The organism is Curvibacter sp. CHRR-16 (assembly GCF_018474005.1).
GTDB lineage: Bacteria > Pseudomonadota > Gammaproteobacteria > Burkholderiales > Burkholderiaceae_C > Allorhodoferax.
Genome location: NZ_JAHCSH010000001.1, coordinates 340282 through 359426, shown reverse-complemented (window position 1 = coordinate 359426; position 19145 = coordinate 340282). Strand labels below are relative to the sequence as shown.

Annotated in this window: 18 protein-coding genes; 15 read left to right on the top strand and 3 right to left on the bottom strand. The window is 58.1% G+C overall.

Going from position 1 to position 19145, the window contains the following annotated elements; all coding sequences use genetic code 11:
- From KIK84_RS01695 to KIK84_RS01685, 3 genes are read right to left on the bottom strand one after another with little or no spacing between them, the layout of a single operon-like run.
- Entirely contained in the window at nt 1-441 is a 441-nt protein-coding gene (locus KIK84_RS01695; protein WP_214121249.1) for an NfeD family protein, read from the bottom strand.
- A gap of 10 nt (nt 442-451) precedes the next feature.
- Nucleotides 452-1141 carry a hypothetical protein gene (locus tag KIK84_RS01690; protein ID WP_214121248.1) on the bottom strand — a complete coding sequence of 230 codons (690 nt, stop codon included), beginning with the start codon at nt 1139-1141 and terminating at the stop codon, nt 452-454.
- On the bottom strand, nt 1116-2183 hold the full coding sequence (locus tag KIK84_RS01685) for an aldo/keto reductase (RefSeq protein WP_214121247.1): 1068 nt from the start codon (nt 2181-2183) through the stop codon (nt 1116-1118). Before KIK84_RS01685 ends, KIK84_RS01690 begins: the two co-directional genes overlap by 26 nt.
- Nucleotides 2184-2303: 120 nt before the next feature.
- On the opposite strand from KIK84_RS01685, the gene KIK84_RS01680 reads away from it, so the two are divergent.
- The 15 genes from KIK84_RS01680 (at nt 2304) to KIK84_RS01610 (ending at nt 19106) form a co-directional block, all read left to right on the top strand.
- Nucleotides 2304-2663: a hypothetical protein gene (locus KIK84_RS01680; RefSeq protein ID WP_214121246.1), complete on the top strand. Its 360-nt coding sequence runs from the start codon at nt 2304-2306 to the stop codon at nt 2661-2663.
- Nucleotides 2664-2821: 158 nt separating this feature from the next.
- Nucleotides 2822-3926, top strand: a protein-coding gene (prfB, locus tag KIK84_RS01675; protein WP_214121570.1) for a peptide chain release factor 2 whose coding sequence is annotated in 2 segments (ribosomal slippage) — nt 2822-2902 and nt 2904-3926 — 1104 coding nt in all. Because the reading frame shifts where the segments join, the coding sequence is not laid out codon by codon here.
- Nucleotides 3927-3960: 34 nt separating this feature from the next.
- Complete coding sequence (locus tag KIK84_RS01670; RefSeq protein ID WP_214121245.1) at nt 3961-5178, top strand: AAA family ATPase; 1218 nt, start codon at nt 3961-3963, stop codon at nt 5176-5178.
- A complete protein-coding gene (locus tag KIK84_RS01665; RefSeq protein ID WP_214121244.1) occupies nt 5175-5780 on the top strand; it encodes a DUF4276 family protein in 606 nt (201 codons plus the stop codon). Before KIK84_RS01670 ends, KIK84_RS01665 begins: the two co-directional genes overlap by 4 nt.
- A complete protein-coding gene (locus tag KIK84_RS01660) occupies nt 5777-6454 on the top strand; it encodes an HAD family hydrolase (protein WP_214121243.1) in 678 nt (225 codons plus the stop codon). The genes KIK84_RS01665 and KIK84_RS01660 overlap by 4 nt, the downstream gene beginning before the upstream one ends.
- Complete coding sequence (gene pepN / locus KIK84_RS01655) at nt 6438-9176, top strand: aminopeptidase N (protein WP_214121242.1); 2739 nt, start codon at nt 6438-6440, stop codon at nt 9174-9176. The genes KIK84_RS01660 and pepN overlap by 17 nt, the downstream gene beginning before the upstream one ends.
- A 22-nt stretch (nt 9177-9198) precedes the next feature.
- Nucleotides 9199-10206: a class 1 fructose-bisphosphatase gene (locus KIK84_RS01650; RefSeq protein ID WP_214121241.1), complete on the top strand. Its 1008-nt coding sequence runs from the start codon at nt 9199-9201 to the stop codon at nt 10204-10206.
- Nucleotides 10207-10365: 159 nt separating this feature from the next.
- Nucleotides 10366-12453, top strand: a complete 2088-nt coding sequence (locus KIK84_RS01645; protein ID WP_214121240.1) for a DUF6402 family protein — start codon at nt 10366-10368, stop codon at nt 12451-12453.
- The gene (locus KIK84_RS01640) at nt 12450-13115 is read left to right on the top strand and encodes a flagellar biosynthesis sigma factor (RefSeq protein WP_214121239.1); all 666 of its coding nucleotides are present in this window, start codon (nt 12450-12452) and stop codon (nt 13113-13115) included. Before KIK84_RS01645 ends, KIK84_RS01640 begins: the two co-directional genes overlap by 4 nt.
- 97 nt (nt 13116-13212) lie before the next feature.
- Nucleotides 13213-13812, top strand: coding sequence for a flagellar biosynthesis sigma factor (locus tag KIK84_RS01635; RefSeq protein ID WP_214121238.1), 600 nt, complete (start codon nt 13213-13215; stop codon nt 13810-13812).
- Nucleotides 13813-13825: 13 nt separating this feature from the next.
- Complete coding sequence (locus KIK84_RS01630; protein WP_214121237.1) at nt 13826-14836, top strand: DUF2515 family protein; 1011 nt, start codon at nt 13826-13828, stop codon at nt 14834-14836.
- Entirely contained in the window at nt 14833-15492 is a 660-nt protein-coding gene (locus KIK84_RS01625) for a flagellar biosynthesis sigma factor (RefSeq protein WP_214121236.1), read from the top strand. Before KIK84_RS01630 ends, KIK84_RS01625 begins: the two co-directional genes overlap by 4 nt.
- A gap of 220 nt (nt 15493-15712) precedes the next feature.
- Complete coding sequence (locus KIK84_RS01620; RefSeq protein WP_214121235.1) at nt 15713-16837, top strand: ATP-binding protein; 1125 nt, start codon at nt 15713-15715, stop codon at nt 16835-16837.
- Entirely contained in the window at nt 16834-17211 is a 378-nt protein-coding gene (locus KIK84_RS01615) for a response regulator transcription factor (RefSeq protein ID WP_214121234.1), read from the top strand. Before KIK84_RS01620 ends, KIK84_RS01615 begins: the two co-directional genes overlap by 4 nt.
- Nucleotides 17212-17237: 26 nt before the next feature.
- Complete coding sequence (locus KIK84_RS01610) at nt 17238-19106, top strand: PAS domain-containing sensor histidine kinase (protein ID WP_214121233.1); 1869 nt, start codon at nt 17238-17240, stop codon at nt 19104-19106.
- Nucleotides 19107-19145: the final 39 nt, after the last annotated feature.

Sequence of the window (19145 nt, the reverse complement as noted above, 5' to 3'; positions counted from 1 at the left end):
TTAAATAGCTTCTACCAGCAGGCGATTGCCCACCACTTGCACCACGCGGTGCTGACCACTGTGCAGAGGGGCTGATCCGTGGTGCTGCACCGTCCACTGCGCGCCACGGTACTGCACATGGGCCGTACCATCGGCATGCCAATGGTCCACGTGCACCACGGCCCCCACGTCTTGCTGCACATCCGGGTTGGCTTGGGCCGATGGCGCAAGCGCCGCCAAACGACTGCGGCGCAGGTACAAAGCCAGCACCAGCACACTGCCCACCACAGCAGCCAGCACCATTTGCGGTGCCAGCCCCAAGCCCGCATGGGCTGCCAGCGCGCCAGCGGCCAAACCCACTGCCACCATGAGCAGATAAAACGTACCGGTAATGAGCTCTGCCAATACAGCAATGCCCACCAACACCCACCACACCACGGGGGTGCTCCACCATGCATCCATGCTTGCCTCCTTAAAACCGTTTGCGAAAACCAAAGGTCAGAAAGTCTTCCCCGTTGGCACCGTAGTTATTGAGCAGATCGTATATCGCACAACGGTGGTGCAGGCGCACAAACCACTCGTTTTGAGGGGTTTGGGGTCGTGAAAACGCCACTTCGACGAACAAAAAGTTGAGCGTGCGGCTGCCCTGCCCCTCGGGGCCTCGCTCCAAAGGCCCCACTTCGCTGGTGTAGGAATAACCCAACGGTGCCAAGCGCACATCGGTGCGCAGCACATCGCGCCAGGGCAGACCACCCCAACGCAAAGCAGGTGCCACGGAGAACTCGGTCACATTGGCCAAGCCCCACTGCTGGCCCAGCATGCCATCGAGCTCAATGGAGACGGGCCAGGTGTCGGACTTCCACAGCGTGGTGGTGCCCGTGAGAGCCAGCATGTACTGGTCTTGGTAGTTGGCCCGCCCAGCTATGGCACCGGCAGGCTCGGCATCGTGGTAAATGCCTGCATACCAACCCACACTGCTCTCTAGGCTGCGGGGGCTGTCTGGCTGTAGCGCGTAAGGTGTAGCGGGTTCATAAGCCTCTGCGCCGCTAGCCCACAGACTGACAGCCATGCCTATAGCACAAGCCAAGGCCTTGCCAGCAGGCCCAGCAAGCCCCCAGCGCCGTGGGTGCACGGGTTTAGATGGCTGGGTCCCAGTGCTCATGGCGAATCTGGTCGATAGCGACCAGTACCTCTGGGCTCAGGGTGCTGCCCCATGCGTCCAAGTCTTCATCGAGCTGGGCTACGCTGGTCACACCAATGATGGTGCTGGCCACCTGCCACTTGGTGTAGCAAAACGCCAGCGCTAGCTGGGTCGGTGTCAGACCATTGTCACGCGCCAGTTGGTTGTAGCGCTTGGCGGCGGCCAAAGACGCCGCACGTCCCCAGCGCTGGCCACGGGTGGAGGCAAACTTTTGCATGCGCGCACCTTCAGGAGCGCCTGGGCCGGTAAAGCCACTGGTGTCGTACTTGCCCGTGAGCAAACCAAAACCCAGCGGCGAGTAGGCCAGCAGGCTCACGCCCAAGCGGTGGCAGGTTTCGTCCAGCGCGTTCTCGTACGAGCGGTTGATCAGGCAGTACGGGTTTTGCACCGTGGCCACGCGGGCCAGACCATGCTGCTCGGCCAAGCGCACAAACTCGTGCACGCCATAGGGCGTTTCGTTGGACAAGCCAACAGCTCGTACCTTGCCCGCACGCACCAGCTTGTCCAGGGCACGCAACTGCTCTTCGATGCTGGCCAGCCCCTGCGGGTCTTTTTGCGGGTCAAAGTACTGCATGCCAAAAGCGGGCACATGGCGCACGGGCCAGTGGATTTGGTAGAGGTCAATCACATCGGTCTGCAAGCGGCGCAGGCTGCCGTCGCAGGCCTCCAGAATGTCTTGCTCGGTCAGATTGGCGCTACCACCGCGAATCCACGGCATACCGCGCGAGGGGCCTGCCACTTTGGTGGCGATGACCAGTTTGTCACGGGCGCTGGGTTTGGCTGCCAGCCAGCGCCCGATGATTTGCTCGGTCACATTGAAGGTCTCGGCGCGTGGCGGCGCCGCGTACATCTCGGCCGTGTCCAAAAAGTTCACGCCGCGCTCCAGGCTGCGGCTCAGGATACGGTGGGCCGTGGCTTCGTCCACTTGCTCGCCAAATGTCATGGTGCCCAAGCAGATGGGCGTGACCTGCAGGTCACTCTTGCCAAGTTGGGTGGTTTTCATGCAGCGCAGTGTAGCGGCGCACGAAAGCCCCTGATTAGGCTGGTTTTAAGCCACTTATTGGGCTTTAGTTTGGCGCGGATCTGCGCAGAATCGACTCCAACAGCTTCACAGGAGAGCAGCATGCAACACCACCCCCACCGTACAGTCGCCCGCACCAGCGCTGTTGTGCTGGCCGCATGCAGCTTGGCGGCCCAGGCCCAAGCACAAAGCGCGACGCAGCCGATTGGCAGCCTCACCAGTGGCGGCCATGCCGAGTGGGCGCTGCTGGCCATGGCCGACACCGACTGCAACGACAGCCTGCGCAACGTGGGCAGCACCCCCATCACCCTCAATTCCCCTTGCCTGCGCAAAGCCAGCCAAAACCTGCGCTCTGCCACCGGACAAGAATCCACCGAAGAGGCCACGAAACCACGCAGCAACCGCCCTTTGGCGCGCACCACCCCGGTGTTTAGCAACTGGTTTCAAGGTTTGTTCCGTTAAAGCCAAGGGCTTAGCGTACCGATTTGTGTCAGTAGTCAGAGCAACTTGACGGCAAGCGCTGCAAAGCCTTGCCGTTTTTTTCTGCTCGGCGCTCAGGGCGGCAACGCCATGCGAAAATCGCGCCTTTCCCCTATTGACTACAACGAGAACACACCATGATCGAAGCAGAGCGCATCAACAGCATTGGCAACTCCTTGTCCGACCTGAACCAGCGGACGCAAGAGTTACGGGGGTATCTTTGACTACGATGCCAAGGCCGACCGCCTGCGCACCGTCAATGCCGCGCTGGAAGACCCTGCCGTTTGGAACGACCCCAAGCGCGCCCAAGAACTGAGCAAAGAGAAAAAAGCGCTCGAAGGCGTGGTCATGGTCATTGACGACCTGCTGCGCGACATTGGCGACAACTCCGAACTGTTCGAGATGAGCAAAGAAGACGGCGACGAAGCCGGTCTGCTCACCATCGAAGAAGAAGCCGCCAAGCTGTCCAAAGTGGTGGAGGGTTTGGAATTTCGCCGCATGTTCAACAATCCGGCTGACCCCCTGCCCTGCTTCTTGGACATCCAAGCCGGTGCGGGTGGCACCGAGGCCTGCGACTGGGCCAGCATGTTGCTGCGCCAGTACCTGAAGTATTCCGAGCGCAAAGGCTTTACTGCCACGGTGGAAGACATCACCGACGGCGACACCGCAGGCATCAAGAGCGCCACTATCAAGATCGAAGGCGAATACGCCTTTGGCCTGCTGCGCACCGAAACCGGCGTGCACCGCTTGGTGCGCAAGAGCCCCTTTGACAGCTCGGGCGGCCGCCACACCTCGTTCGCCTCGGTGTTTGTGTACCCCGAGATCGACGACAGCATCGAGATCGACATCAACCCCGCCGACGTGCGCACCGACACCTTCCGCGCCAGCGGCGCTGGTGGTCAGCACATCAACAAGACCGACTCGGCCGTGCGCCTGACCCACATCCCCACCGGCATCGTGGTGCAGTGCCAAGACGGCCGCAGCCAGCACAGCAACCGCGACGTGGCGTGGAAGCGCCTGCGCTCGCGCCTGTACGACCACGAGCTGCGCAAGCGCCAAGCCGAACAGCAAAAACTGGAAGACAGCAAGACCGATGTGGGCTGGGGCCACCAGATCCGCTCTTACGTGCTGGACAACAGCCGCATCAAGGACCTGCGCACCAACGTCGAAGTCTCGGCCACCCAAAAGGTGCTGGACGGCGACCTAGACGTGTTCATCGAAGCGAGCTTGAAGCAAGGCGTGTAAACGCTTTCAACGCCTACGAAACAAGGGGGACGATGTGTTGCTCAAAAATCTGAAAGTCCAACACTACAAAAGCTTGGACTCAGTAGACGTTACCTTCTCCCCCGACGTCACCGTGATCGTCGGCCCCAACGGCGTGGGCAAAAGCAACTTTGTGGATGTGCTCCGCTTCTTGCGCGATGCAGTGACCGAAGACCTAGAGCATGCTGTTACCAAGCGGGAAGGTATTCAGCGGATATTGCAGACATACAAGACCAAGCCGTACAAGATTGGTTTTCAGCTAGAAATAGGTTCTGCAACCGATATAGAGCTTAATAACTTTGGCAACTACCAATTACAAATCCGCTCTGTGGGATCAAGCGACTATGCGGTGGAATTGGAGAAGGTGTCCGTGCATACCGATGAATTCGGACTTGGAGTGGTGACGTACTCAAGCATATTTGAGAGAGACAAGCAGGGTAACGGCCAGAGAATTGTCACGGGCAACACAAATAAGCCGCCCAAAGTAGTTTTCGATTTCAAAGGAATTGCTTCTGACCAAATTTATGTGGGTTTAAAACATGAAGGTGAAACGATTGGTAGCTTCGTCGCGCACACAATACGCGCATTAAGTTTCTGCACCATCTACCCCAACACCCTGAAAAAACCCGCCATCCCAGACCGAGACACCTCACTCAAGGAGTCGGGCGATAACTGGGCATCGGTCATTAAAGCCATGAAGCGTTCGCCCAAAGGACGCGAGGCTTTAGAGCGCATATTCGAAGCCATGCAGACGGTGATTCCTTCTTTTCAAGAGGTCACCATCAAAACGGTGGGTTCTTACCTCGTTCCATGGTTTCACTTCAGCAACGAAGATGGCACAACGTCCACGTTTGACCCCGTGCAACTATCCGACGGTACGCTGCGCTTGTTCGGCATGCTGCTGGCGGCCTACCAACTGCCGCGCCCCAGCTTGCTGGTCATAGAAGAGCCTGAGCAAACCATTTACCCCGGTGCGTTGGGCGTGCTCGCGGATGTATTCAAGGAAATCAGCAAAACCACACAGGTACTGATCACCACACACAGCCCGCACTTGGTGCAGTGCTTTGCGCCAGAACAAGTACGGGTCGCCACCATGAAAGATGGCATCACCCAGATTCGCCCGATCCACCCCATGCAAATGGAGGCGGTGAAAGAAGGCCTGCTCAGCTTGGAAGAGTTCATGACTGGCGAAGGCTTGCGCCCAGACGATGCGCCAGAGGAGTCTCTGGCATGACTGGCAAGCTGCACTTGATTGTGGAAGGCGACGGGGACAAAACAGCAGTGCCCAAGCTGGTTCACAAAATACTGGCTGATAAGCAGCTGTCGCATGTTCGCTTGACTGGTGAGCCGCAAGTGAGCGGTGGTATTGCCAAAGTAGAAAAGCGACTGGCAGACTTCCTTGGCTACGCCCTAAAGCACCAGTGCCCCATTCTCTGGGTGCTCGATTGCGATGAAAAAATTCCGGGTAAAACGCTCTGTCCAGTAGAACAAGTTGCCAAGCTCAAAGCGCAAATAGCCCAATTAGCGTTGCACAATCCGCAGCCCATTGAGTTTGCTTTTTTCATCAAAGAATTCGAAGCCCTGTTTTTGCTCGAAGAGCAAGCACTGCGCACCCATTTCAAACTAGCCCCTACTGTGACAATCGACCCCAAAGTGGCCTTGCGCCGAGATGCCAAAGGTGAGATCAGCGCCTTACTTGGGAAAGAACGTGCGTACAAGGAAACAACCGATCAGGCAAAGATCACGTCCTTGTTAAGCCTAGACAAGTGCCGCGAGGTGTCTCGCGACTTTCGCCACTTAGAAAGCGCTGTTTTACGACTGTGCACAACACCATGACCCTGCAAGCCCTCATCTTCGACATGGATGGCACCATGATCGACTCCATGCCCTCGCACAAGCAAAGCTGGATTGCCTTTGCAGAGCAGCAGGGCTTGGTGGTGGATGTGCCCAGCCTGATGCGCCGCACCACGGGCCGTACCGGCATCGAGTGCATGCGCATCTTGTTCGAGCAGCCCGACATGCCCGAGGACGAGGCACTCGCCTTGGTTCACCAAAAAGAAGCCGTGTACCGCGACCTCTTTACCCCCATCTTTGCCGAGGTGGCGGGCTTTAGCGCCTTCTACCAGCAGGCGCTGCAACGTGGCCTGCGCTTGGGCGTGGGCACGGCGGGCGACCGCCACAACCAAGCTTTTGCCTACCACCACCTGCGCCTGCCCACTGCGCCACTGGCTACAGTAGGGGGCGACGAAGGCCTGCCCGGCAAGCCCGACCCGGCTATTTTTCTAGAGGTAGCGCGCCGCATTGGCGTAGCGCCTGAACACTGCATCGTGTTTGAAGACGCGCCACTGGGCATAGAAGCGGCACGCCGCGCCGGCATGCGCGCTGTGGGCATTGCCAGCAGCCACCCAGCCCACGAACTGCAAGGCGACCACGTGCTGACCGTGGTGCCCGACTACCACCATTTGTTGAATTCCCGTTTTTTGGAGACCCACCATGTCCATGCTTCGTGATGGCGCCCCCGCTACCGTAATCCGCCGCCAGGACTACACAGCCCCGGCGTTTTGGATTGACACCGTTGACCTGACGTTTGACCTCGACCCGGCCAAAACCCGTGTCCTGAACAAAATGACGCTGCGCCGCAATGCCGACGTGGCTGCAGGCCCGCTGCGTTTGGATGGCGAAGAGTTGAACTTGGCCCGCGTGCTGGTCAACGGCCAAGGCACCAGCTTCAAGATGGAAGACAACCAACTGGTGCTGGAAAACCTGCCCGAAGGCACCGAGCCCTTCACGCTGGAAATTTTCACCACCTGCGCCCCGGCCAAGAACAGCAAGCTCATGGGCCTGTACGTGAGCAACGACTCGTTCTTCACCCAGTGCGAGGCCGAGGGTTTCCGCCGCATCACCTACTTCTTGGATCGTCCCGACGTGATGGCCAGCTACACCGTGACGCTGCGCGCTGACAAGAAAAAATACCCCGTGCTGCTGTCCAACGGCAACTTGGTCGAACAAGGCGACTTGGACGGCGCAGACAACGCAGGCCGCCACTTTGCCAAGTGGGTCGATCCGCACAAAAAACCCTGCTACCTGTTCGCCTTGGTAGCGGGCAAACTGGTGGCGCGCGAGCAGCGCATCGTCAGCCGTGCGGGCACCGAGCATTTGCTGCAGGTGTTTGTGCGCGCCGGCGACTTGGACAAGACCGAGCACGCCATGAACTCGCTCATGGCCTCCATCGCCTGGGACGAAGCCCGCTTTGGCCTGCCGCTGGACTTGGAGCGCTTCATGATCGTCGCCACCAGCGACTTCAACATGGGTGCCATGGAGAACAAGGGCCTGAACATCTTCAACACCAAGTACGTGCTGGCCAACCAAGCCACCGCCACCGACACCGACTACAGCGGCATCGAGAGCGTGGTCGGCCACGAGTACTTCCACAACTGGACGGGCAACCGCATCACCTGTCGCGACTGGTTCCAGCTCAGCCTCAAAGAAGGGCTGACCGTGTTCCGCGACCAGGAGTTCAGCCAAGACCTGTGCGCCGACGACTCGGCCAAAGCGGTCAAGCGCATTGAAGACGTGCGCGTGCTGCGCACCGCCCAGTTCCCCGAGGATGCGGGCCCCATGGCCCACCCGGTGCGCCCAGACAGCTACATCGAGATCAACAACTTCTACACCGTCACCGTGTACGAAAAAGGTGCCGAAGTGGTGCGCATGATGCAAACGCTGGTGGGCAGCCCCGCTGACCCACTGGGTCGTGCCGGTTTTGCCAAGGGCATGACGCAGTACTTTGCCCGCCACGACGGCCAGGCCGTGACCTGCGACGACTTCGCCCAAGCCATTGCCGATGCCAACCCCGGCTCGGCGTTGGCGCAGCGGCTGGAGCAGTTCAAGCGCTGGTACGCCCAAAGCGGTACCCCCCGTGTGCAAGCCCGTGGCTTTTACAACGCCCAAGAGCAGACCTACACCCTGACGCTGAGCCAGCACTGCGCGCCCAGCAACGACCAGCCCAGCAAGCTGCCCTTTGTCATCCCCGTGCGCATGGGCTTGGTGGGCGCGCAATCCGGCCAAGCGCTGGGCTTGCATCTGGATGGCAACAGCCATGGCCATGAACACCTGCTGGTGCTGGATCAGCCCGAGCAAGTCTTCACCTTCACCCAAGTGAGCGAAGAACCCGTGGCCTCGCTGCTGCGCGGCTTCTCTGCCCCGGTCATTTTGGACATGGACTTCAGCGACGCACAGCTGCTCACTTTGCTGGCGCACGACAGCGACGCCTTCAACCGTTGGGAAGCTGCCCAGCGTCTGGCGCTGCGGTTTGCTATCAATTCAATAGCAGCCACAGCAGACGCAGCAAGCTCTAGCGGCCAATTCTTGTCTGAAGAATTTGTAGAGGCCCTGCGCGCCGTGCTGCGCAACCCACAACTCGATGCAGCATTCAAGGAACTGGTGCTGACGCTGCCATCGGAAACCTACATCGCTGAACAACTGGGCGTGGTGGACCCACAGCGCATCCACGCCGTGCGCGAAGGCATGCGCGCCCAACTGGCCAATGCCCTGCACGCCGACTGGGTGTGGGCTTTTGAGGCACACAAAGACAGCGGTGCCTACAGCCCCGACGCCCACTCCAGCGGCCTGCGCGCACTGGCAGGCTTGGCGCTGGGCTACCTGTGCCTGGCCGCCCGCGACAGCGGCGACACCGTGTGGCCCGGCAAAACACTGCAGCGCTTCAAGGATGCGGGCAACATGACCGACCGCTTCAACGCCCTGCACGCTTTGGTGGGCAGCGGCAGCCCCTTGGCTGAAGCGGCATTGGCCCGCTTCCACACCCAGTTCAAAGACGAAGCGCTGGTACTGGACAAATGGTTTGCCCTCCAAGCTGGTGCCTGTGACCGTGGCGGCCAAGTGCTGGGCGCTGTGCGCCAGTTGCTCAACCACCCCGACTTCACGCTGAAAAACCCCAACCGCGCCCGCAGCTTGATCTTCAGCTACTGCAATGCCAACCCGGCAGGCTTTCACCGCGCCGATGCGGCTGGTTATGTGTTCTGGGCCGAGCGCGTGATGGAACTGGACGCCATCAACCCCCAAGTAGCCGCCCGCTTGGCCCGTGCGCTCGACCGCTGGAAAAAGCTGGCCGAGCCCTACCAACACGCCGCCCGTGAGGCGCTGGTGCGCGTGGCCGCCAAGGGCGACCTGAGCAACGACGTACGCGAAGTCGTGCAGCGTGCGCTGGCGGACTGATTAGCAAAAAACGGAAGTCCCCATGACACAAAAACGCATATCCCTGACCCGCTACTTGGTCGAGCAGCAGCGCACCAACGGGCTCATCCCCGCCAACCTGCGCCTGCTTCTTGAAGTGGTGGCCCGCGCCTGCAAGCGCATCTCCATCGCCGTGAACCACGGTGCACTGGGCGAGGTGCTGGGCAGCGCCGAGAGCGAAAACGTGCAAGGTGAAGTGCAGAAAAAGCTCGACATCATTGCCAACGAAGTGCTGATCGAAGCCAATGAGTGGGGCGGCCACTTGGCTGCCATGGCCAGCGAGGAGATGGACAACATCTACGCCGTGCCCAACCGCTACCCGCAAGGCGAATACCTGCTGCTGTTCGATCCTTTGGACGGTTCCTCCAACATCGACGTGAACGTCAGCATCGGCACCATCTTCAGCGTGCTCAAAAAGCCCGAAGGCGGGGCCGACGTGTCGGTACAAGACTTTTTGCAAACCGGTTCGCGCCAAGTGGCAGCGGGCTACTGCATCTACGGCCCGCAAACCACGCTGGTGCTGACCGTGGGCAATGGCGTGGCCATGTTCACGCTGGACCGCGAGCAAGGCTCGTGGGTACTCACGTCCGAGAACGTGCAAATCCCGGTGGACACCAAAGAGTTCGCCGTCAACATGAGCAACATGCGCCACTGGGCCCCCCCCGTCAAGCGCTATGTGGACGAGTGCTTGCAAGGCACAGAAGGCCCACGCGGCAAGGACTTCAACATGCGCTGGATTGCCTCCATGGTGGCCGATGTGCACCGCATCCTGACCCGTGGCGGCATCTTCATGTACCCCTGGGACAAGCGTGAGCCAGACAAACCAGGCAAGCTGCGCCTGATGTACGAAGCCAACCCCATGGGCTGGATCGTGGAGCAAGCAGGCGGCGCGGCTACCAACGGCCACCAACGCATTTTGGACATTGCGCCAGAGAAGCTGCACCAGCGCGTGAGCGTGATTTTGGGCAGCAAGAACGAGGTGGAACGGGTGACCAGCTACCACCAAGCTTAATCACTTTTACCGCACTAGGCTGATTCGACCAAATTCGCCTAGTGCGTCAAGCAATAGATGCTCAGCGTTAGCAAAAAGTGACAGCCAACCATCTCACCATGCCCAAATGTTACAAAAAGATTCAGAATCACGCGTCATCCACTACTCGCGCTGATTCACATGCCAAGCAACCGCATTTACGTACCAGAAAAACCAGTCTTTAGATGGTTTAAATCCAGTAAACAGTGGAAGTGGCTAGAGCAGTCAGCCCCAGTGGGCTTGGATAAAGCTCCGCCCAAGCTCAAACAAAGCAACACACCTGCCACCAAGCCAGTAACAAGTGCTGCGGTATCCAAACCCAAGCAAAGCGGCTGGATTACCTTTTTCAACCACGTAGAGACCGTGCAAAAGTGGTGGAACATGGAACCTCCACCCAAACCTGCCCCAGTGTCTAAGCCCGCAACAGCGGCGGGAGCCAAGCCCCCCAAACCCATAGAGCCGTTTGACATACAAGACGCACCAGCCACCCTAGAGGGCATGGGCTACAAGCGCTATGCACTGTGGATGCGACGCTGGTTTGCAAGCCCCCGCCACACCGTAGTCAGCGAAGAACAAAAGCAAGGCGGCACCCCCACTGCAGCGCGCTACCCCACGGACATGGTGGACACCACCACCCTCAAAAAATCAGACCTGCAGCAAGACGAGCAATTCAAAAAAGCCTACGACACCATCCGCTCAGAAGCCTTCTTGCAAAGCACCGCCGTCAAGCAAGCCATTCAAAAAATGTTTGCCAACGTGCAAGGCTACGGACAAGACATACGCCCCTTCGAATCAGCCACGCTAGAGCGCCAACGCATCCACAACCACTACTGCTTTGCCTCCATTCAGGTGGGTAGCGACTTCTTGCGCAATCTGGAAGACATACGCAAAAACGACCAAGAAAAATCCACCCACACAACCAGCGAACTAGAAGCAGCCTTTGGCAGGGTCTACCTGTACGCCTGCATTTACGACGCCCACGTCTATTACCTCAATCGGCAAGAGCGACTGCTCAAAGTCACACACGTAGCCTTCTACATCCGCGCCCCCTTTGGGTTTGACACCTTGCCCAGCACCCAAGAATTCAGAGGCCACTTCAACCACAAACACCTGGCCTTGGCTACCAACGGCCAGTGGGCCAACAAACCCGTGTACGTGGGCGACGATCCACATGCTAGGCATGCGGTGTACCGCCCACTGTTCAATACAGACTTTCTGGCATGGGCCGACAAGCACCAGCAAGGCGGGGATTTCTTGGTCTTCTCCGACATATTGGTGCCGCCCATAGCCCCTATCGAAATAGTGCTGCGCGACAAAACCCCCGAAGACTACTGGTACGAGTACCAACAAGAAGCCCAAGCCATAGTGGCCCCTGCTGGCGTGCTCATTGCAGACCCACAAGCACGCAACCGCGCCATCAATGCCGCTTACGCCAAGCTGTGGCTGCAAGACAAGCGCTTGCAGTGGGCGGGTTTGGCAGCTTTTGCCTCCAAGCAAGTGGGCTGTGGCTTGCTGCATGCCAGCCATCTGATAGCGGCAGGGCAAGCCAACCAGCAGGCTGCTGCACTATCGCCCTATGGCAGCAACGACATAGATGCCGTAACGCAAGGGGCTGCTGGGTCAAGCCAGTATGTGTACAACCAGTTAGCGCTGGGCAATACAACGCTGTTTTTGGATGTGTACCCGCTGCACCGCTTCTTTCAGGAGTGGGGGGCACAGAATTTGGAGAGGTTCTTGGCACATCGTGAAAACTTAATAGCCGACTCCGCGCGACCCATCCTGTGGCCTATTGGCAAGCAATTGGCATTTGGTCGAAAGCATCAACAAATCATCAACGCCTTCAACGCCATAGAAGCGGGGGATGTTGCAAAGAGTGTGCGAGAGCTCGCTGATCATGAGCAGCTCAATATTCTGCAACCAGCGATGTACAACAACCCTGTTTTCCATGCACTGATGCGGGCCAACCAAGTCTCGTTTGTGACAGGCTTTCCAAACGGTATGGCCGAGGCGGTTCAACTAACCTTGGCCAGCCAGTGCAAACCGCTCAGCGATGGGCGCACCGTGAGTTTTAGCAATGAAGCCAGTGCCGATTTAGCAGACCCCAAACAACGCATGGCATTTGTGCTCAAAGCAGCAGAGCAGTTTGACAAGCTGCTGGCAGCACCCCACACACGCAGCCAGATTGAGCAGTCTTTGCAAGTCATAGCCGCTGGTGGGGGTGTCAAGTGAAGCACGTCCTGAATAAATGGGTTCTCTCGCTGGTACTGGGGTTTGTGCTCGCAGGAGCTATAGGCGTGGGTTTGTATGTCCATGCACAGAGTGGAGTGCCAGAAGTAGCGTTAAAGCTAGGTGAGCCATGGGAGGACATGCGCAAACGCTCCTCCGCAAAGATAGACCCCACCATTACAGACACATCAGCATTTGGAATTATTGAAGGCGATGCACGCATGCGCTTTGTGGACGATCAGTACGGTTTTGTGACGCCACGGGCTAAGTTTCTGACGGTTTCATATGACAGCCAAAAAGTGGCTAGCGTACGCATGTCCCCCCAAGTGGAGACCTTGCCACTGGATGAGGCTCTCAAGGTGGTGCTGGATTTGCAGCAGCAGTGGGAGCGGGGGGGCTGGAAGCACGTAGAAATGCGCGGAAAACCGCCGTTCGAAAACACTCCGCAGTGGCGCGAAAACTTAACAAACTGCAAACCCAACACGAATTACTGGTACGCATCAAATCTGTATCAAGTGCAATTGAGCCTTGATTGCTTTGATGATTCGAAATACCCGAACCAGAATCGATATCTCATAACTCTGGAATTGGCGAAACTGGGTCTCGCACTGAGGGAAAGTCAAACATCCCGAGCCGAAAGCCACTTAAAAATGGTCGCACCGTGAGCTTTAGCCTCTATACCAGCGTTGATCTGGCAGCACCCCACACACGCAGCCAGATTGAGCAGTCTTTGCAAGTCATAGCCGCTGGTGGGGGTGTTAAGTGAAGTACCTTCAGAATAAATGGGCTATCGCGCCAGCATTAGCTCTTGCGGCGGTCATTGCATGGGGGCTATTTGCACATACACAAAGCGCTGTACCCGAGGTCGCTCTCAAACTGGGTGAGCCATGGGAGGACATGCGCAAACGCTCCTCCGCAAAGATAGACCCCACCATTACAGATACATCCGCATTTGGAATTATTGAAGGCGATGCACGCATGCGCTTTGTGGATGAACAGTACGGTTTTGTGACACCACGGGCTAAGTTTCTGACGGTTTCATATGACAGCCAAAAGGTGGCTAGCGTACGCATGTCCCCCCAAGTGGAGACCTTGCCACTGGATGAGGCTCTCAAGGTGGTGCTGGATTTGCAGCAGCAGTGGGAGCGGGGGGGGTGGCAAGCTATTGCAACTGATCAACACCCCTTGTTTTCGGATAGTGAACAGTGGCTCAAAGAACTTAGTGACTGCAAATTTCATACGACTTATTGGCGGGCAATAGATCGATTTCAGACGCAACTCAACATGGGATGCTTTGATGACAGCAAGTACCCTAATGAAAAACGCTATCTGATTACCTTGGAATTGTCTCGACCTTACTAAGTAGGGCATCTCAATGAGACAAACCTTCTACATCCGCGCCCCCTTTGGGTTTGACACCCTGCCCAGCACCCAAGAATTCAGAGGCCACTTCAACCACAAGCACCAGCAAGGCGGGGATTTCTTGGTTTTCTCTGACATATTGGAAGAAGCCCAAGCCATAGTGGCCCCTGCTGGCGTGCTCATTGCAGACCCACAAGCACGCAACCGCGCCATCAATGCCGCTTACGCCAAGCTGTGGCTGCAAGACAAGCGCTTGCAGTGGGCGGGTTTGGCAGCTTTTGCCTCCAAGCAAGTGGGCTGTGGCTTGCTGCATGCCAGCCATCTGATAGCGGCAGGGCAAGCCAACCAGCAGGCTGCTGCACTATCGCCCTATGGCAGCAACGACATAGATGCCGTAACGCAAGGGGCTGCTGGGTCAAGCCAGTATGTGTACAACCAGTTAGCGCTGGGCAATACAACGCTGTTTTTGGATGTGTACCCGCTGCACCGCTTCTTTCAGGAGTGGGGGGCACAGAATTTGGAGAGGTTCTTGGCACATCGTGAAAACTTAATAGCCGACTCCGCGCGACCCATCCTGTGGCCTATTGGCAAGCAATTGGCATTTGGTCGAAAGCATCAACAAATCATCAACGCCTTCAACGCCATAGAAGCGGGGGATGTTGCAAAGAGTGTGCGAGAGCTCGCTGATCATGAGCAGCTCAATATTCTGCAACCAGCGATGTACAACAACCCTGTTTTCCATGCACTGATGCGGGCCAACCAAGTCTCGTTTGTGACAGGCTTTCCAAACGGTATGGCCGAGGCGGTTCAACTAACCTTGGCCAGCCAGTGCAAACCGCTCAGCGATGGGCGCACCGTGAGTTTTAGCAATGAAGCCAGTGCCGATTTAGCAGACCCCAAACAACGCATGGCATTTGTGCTCAAAGCAGCAGAGCAGTTTGACAAGCTGCTGGCAGCACCCCACACACGCAGCCAGATTGAGCAGTCTTTGCAAGTCATAGCCGCTGGTGGGGGTGTCAAGTGAAGCACGTCCTGAATAAATGGGTTCTCTCGCTGGTACTGGGGTTTGTGCTCGCAGGAGCTATAGGCGTGGGTTTGTATGTCCATGCACAGAGTGGAGTGCCAGAAGTAGCGTTAAAGCTAGGTGAGCCATGGGAGGACATGCGCAAACGCTCCTCCGCAAAGATAGACCCCACCATTACAGACACATCAGCATTTGGAATTATTGAAGGCGATGCACGCATGCGCTTTGTGGACGATCAGTACGGTTTTGTGACACCACGGGCTAAGTTTCTGACGGTTTCATATGACAGCCAAAAGGTGGCTAGCGTACGCATGTCCCCCCAAGTGGAGACCTTGCCACTGGATGAGGCCCTCAAGGTGGTGCTGGATTTGCAGCAGCAGTGGGAGCGGGGGGGGTGGACTCTTGGGCGTAACGATGGGCAGTCCAAGATTGAAGATACGCCTGAGTCGCGAGAAAAAATAATGAGCTGCATGGCGAACCCTACTTTTTGGCGAGTACCTAGGCTGTATCAAACCCAGTTGGATATTGCGTGCTTTGACGATGGCAAGCATCCTGGCGAAAAGCGTTACCTAATTACCTTGGAGCTATCTAGGCCTTACGGTGGGAAGGAAAAGAACGAAGAGCCGTCGCCAGACTCTGCCATGCAGCGCAAATGATCACTGTTGAACAAGTTGGCTGTGGGTTTGACACCCTGCCCAGCACCCAAGAATTCAGAGGCCACTTCAGCCACAAGCACCTAGCATGTGGTCGTCCACCAAGGAAAGTAACAGCCGTAGCAATTTAAAACCAATGGTAGTTGGCAATACCCATTGCCTTCTACCAATCTGGTGTTAGATTGAAGTTGTCTGGACTACGGAGCGCGTTGCGCTGAGATTCATGCCAGTCAACTACCACCAACCTTCGGTCACGGCGCTTTTTGACGCCATGCCCGCTCCCCTTCTCACTTTTGGCGTTACGGGCTTGGTCACCAGTGCCAACAAAGCCGCCCGCAACCACCCCGGCCGCCCGGTGGAAGCCATGAGCGGTGTGCCCATCATCAAGGCTTTGGTGGCTGACATCACCTTGGGCAAGATCAAAATTCCCTACGAAGCCGATATCGAACTCTTTGACGGCCTGCGCCTGCACGGCCAGTTCATGGCAGGGCCTGCTGGGCTGGACATTGCATTTGTCGGTCAAGCCGATGCCAGCGGAGTATCCGGCCGAGAACGCCTGAACTTGGGCGAAATCATCGCCCTGCTGCGCGATGAAATCAGCCCGCCCATGGGCAAATTGGAAGGTTTGCTCAAGCAAGTGACGGGCTCTGAGTTGGGCGAGAACCTGGAGCAGGCTGCCGCAGCGCTCAACCTGCGCCTCAAGCGTTTGGCGGATTTGGTGGAAGTGTTTGGCGACGAGGTGGCCATCGCACGCGACCGCATTGAGATTTTGCCGCTCATGCAAAGCGTATGCAGCAAGCTGCAGACCAAGGCCGAGCCGCTGGGCGTGTACTTTGACCTGCAGCTACCCGAAACCACCCTGCCCCCTGTGTACGGCAACGCCAAACTGGTGGAGCGCGCCTTGCACGAATGCTTGGACAACGCCATCACCCACAGCCGCCGCGAGGTGAACGCCCAACAAAAGCTGGCCGTGGACATCCGCTTCACACTCTCGGGTGAGCATGTGCTCATCAGCGTGCGCAACAAGGGCGCCACCACCCTCAAGGTGGGCAAGGAAGCGGTGCAACCCTTTACCGCCGCCAAAGCCACCGCGGCCCCTGCGGTGGGTGGAGCCAGTGCCGCCCCAACCGCCACCCCACGCCTAGGCCTACCGCTGGTGCAACGCATCGTGGCGCTGCACGGCGGCAATATGCGCATGAAAACCAGCGATACCGATGTGCATGTGCTGCTCGAATTCCCCACCGGTGCGCCGCACCGTGGCCAAGCCCAGCTGGACATGGCGCAAGCCCAGCGCTACGCCGAAGACCTGGCCCAACTGATGTCGCGCCGCAAGAAGGAGGTTGTATGACCCGCAAAGCCCTCATCGTGGACGACCAAGCGGATATTCGCAAACTGATTGTGCTCACCATGGAAGGTGAAGACTTTGAACTGCACGAGGCCGACAACGGTGTGGATGCATGGCAAAAAGCGCAAACCCTGCGCCCAGCGGTAGTGCTGCTCGATGTGATGATGCCCGGTGGACTCGATGGCTACCAAGTGTGCGAAAAAATCAAGCAAGACCCTACGCTGCAACGCTCCACCAAGGTGATTTTGCTCACTGCGCGTGGCCAAAAAACCGACATAGAACAAGGGCAAGCCGTGGGGTGCGACGCGTATTTGGTCAAACCCTTTAGCCCCATAGAACTGCTGGACACCGTGGATCGCTTGGTAGCCCAAGCCTAGACGCCCACCAAACCCAAGGGGGAGCCATGAACACCACCATCCCTGGGCTGCACAAGTTGCTCAAATCTGTGGTTGCGCACGACCCCAGCGCCTCGGCCCATCTGCAGCAAATGCAGGCCATACTGAACACCACGGGCGAGGCCATCATGGAGCTCGATGCCAAAGGCCGCATCCAAAGCATCAACCCCGCCGCCGCCAGTATGTTTGGCCGTGGCGAAGAGATGCTGCACAAAAAAGCGCTGGAACAGGTCATCTACGGCATGCGTGGTGTGGAAATAGCGCCCCAGTTTGTGGGCGACCCCAGCATTGGCTACAAACCCCGCCGCGTCATGCGGCATGACCTGCAGGGGATTCGCGCCGACGGCACGCTATTCCCCGTAGAGGTGTCGCTCGGTGAAATCCAGCTCAGTGGATCGCTACGCTACGCCTGCGTGGTACGCGACCTGACCGATGAGCGTGCCGCGCAAGAAACGTCCGAGCTGTACCAGCGCGCACTGAGCAGCAGCCACAACGCGGTGTTCATCACCGATGCGCGCCAGACTGGCATGCCCATCGTCTACATCAACGATGCGTTCCAACGCCTCATGGAGCTGCCACGCCACCAGATAGTGGGCACAAGCCTGAACATACTGCGCCAAGGCATGCACACCGACATGGGCCTGAGCGAGCTCATGCTGGCCGTGCAAGAAGAGCGCAGCGCCACCTCCACCATACGCCGCAACCTGCCCAACGGCCAATTGCAAGTGGCCGAGGTGACCCTCTCGCCCGTGAGCAATGACCGGGGTGAACTGACGCACTTTGTGGGCATTGCATCGGACATCACCGAGCGCGTGCAAGCCCAAGAGGCCATTGCCCAGCGCCGCGCCCAACTGGACGCCATCTTCAACCTCAGCCCCGATGGCTTTGTGATGTTCGACGCCGACGACAACTTGGCCTTTGTGAATCCGGCCTTTGAGCGCATGACGGGCTGGGTGGGTAGCTCACCGGACATGGTGGGCAGCAGCTACACCTTGCGCGACTTTTCCGCATGGCTGTACGACCTGTGCGACGCCAAACACACCACCGTGCAAGCCATGGACACCCCCAACTGGCAAGCCCGCTTGCACCTGCTGCGCCCGCAAGCGCGGGTGCTGCAAGCCCAGTCCCAGCGCAAGGTCGATGGCCGGGGCGAGACCATTTTTTATTTCCGCGATGTGACGCACGAAGACGCCGTGGATCGCATGAAGAGCGAGTTCCTCACCGCAGCCGCCCACGAACTGCGCACCCCCATGGTGAGCATTTTTGGCTTTACCGAGCTGCTGATACGCCGCAAATACTCGCCCGAGCGCCAAGCCGACATGCTGGAGACCATCCACAAACAATCGGGCCTCTTGGTCAAGATGATCAACGAGTTGCTGGACTTGGCGCGCATCGAATCGCGCCGGGGCATGGACATGCACATCACCCCCCACCCCATCGCCGAGGTGGTGCAGGCCAGCATCCAAGCACTGCTGCTCAAGGAAGGCGACCGCCAAATCAGCGTGGAAGAACTGCCCGACCTGATGGTGCTGGCAGACCCCGAAAAAATGACCTTGGCCCTGAGCAACCTGCTGAGCAACGCGCTGAAATACTCCCCCAACGGCGGTGAAGTGCACTTGCGTGTAGGCCTGCAAGACAACGACGGCAAGCTCTACGCCATGGTGGAGATCAAAGACCATGGCATAGGCATGACCCCCGAACAACTGGCCCGCGCCTTCGAGCGCTTTTACCGCGCCGACGCCAGCGGCAACATACCCGGCACGGGTTTGGGGCTGAGCTTGGTCAAAGAGATCGTGGAACTGCACCAAGGCTTTGTGGAATTGGACAGCACCTATGGCCAAGGCACCACGGCCCGGGTACACCTGCCCGTGAAATAAGGGAGTACCCACAAGGCGGCACAAATACTGTATATAAAA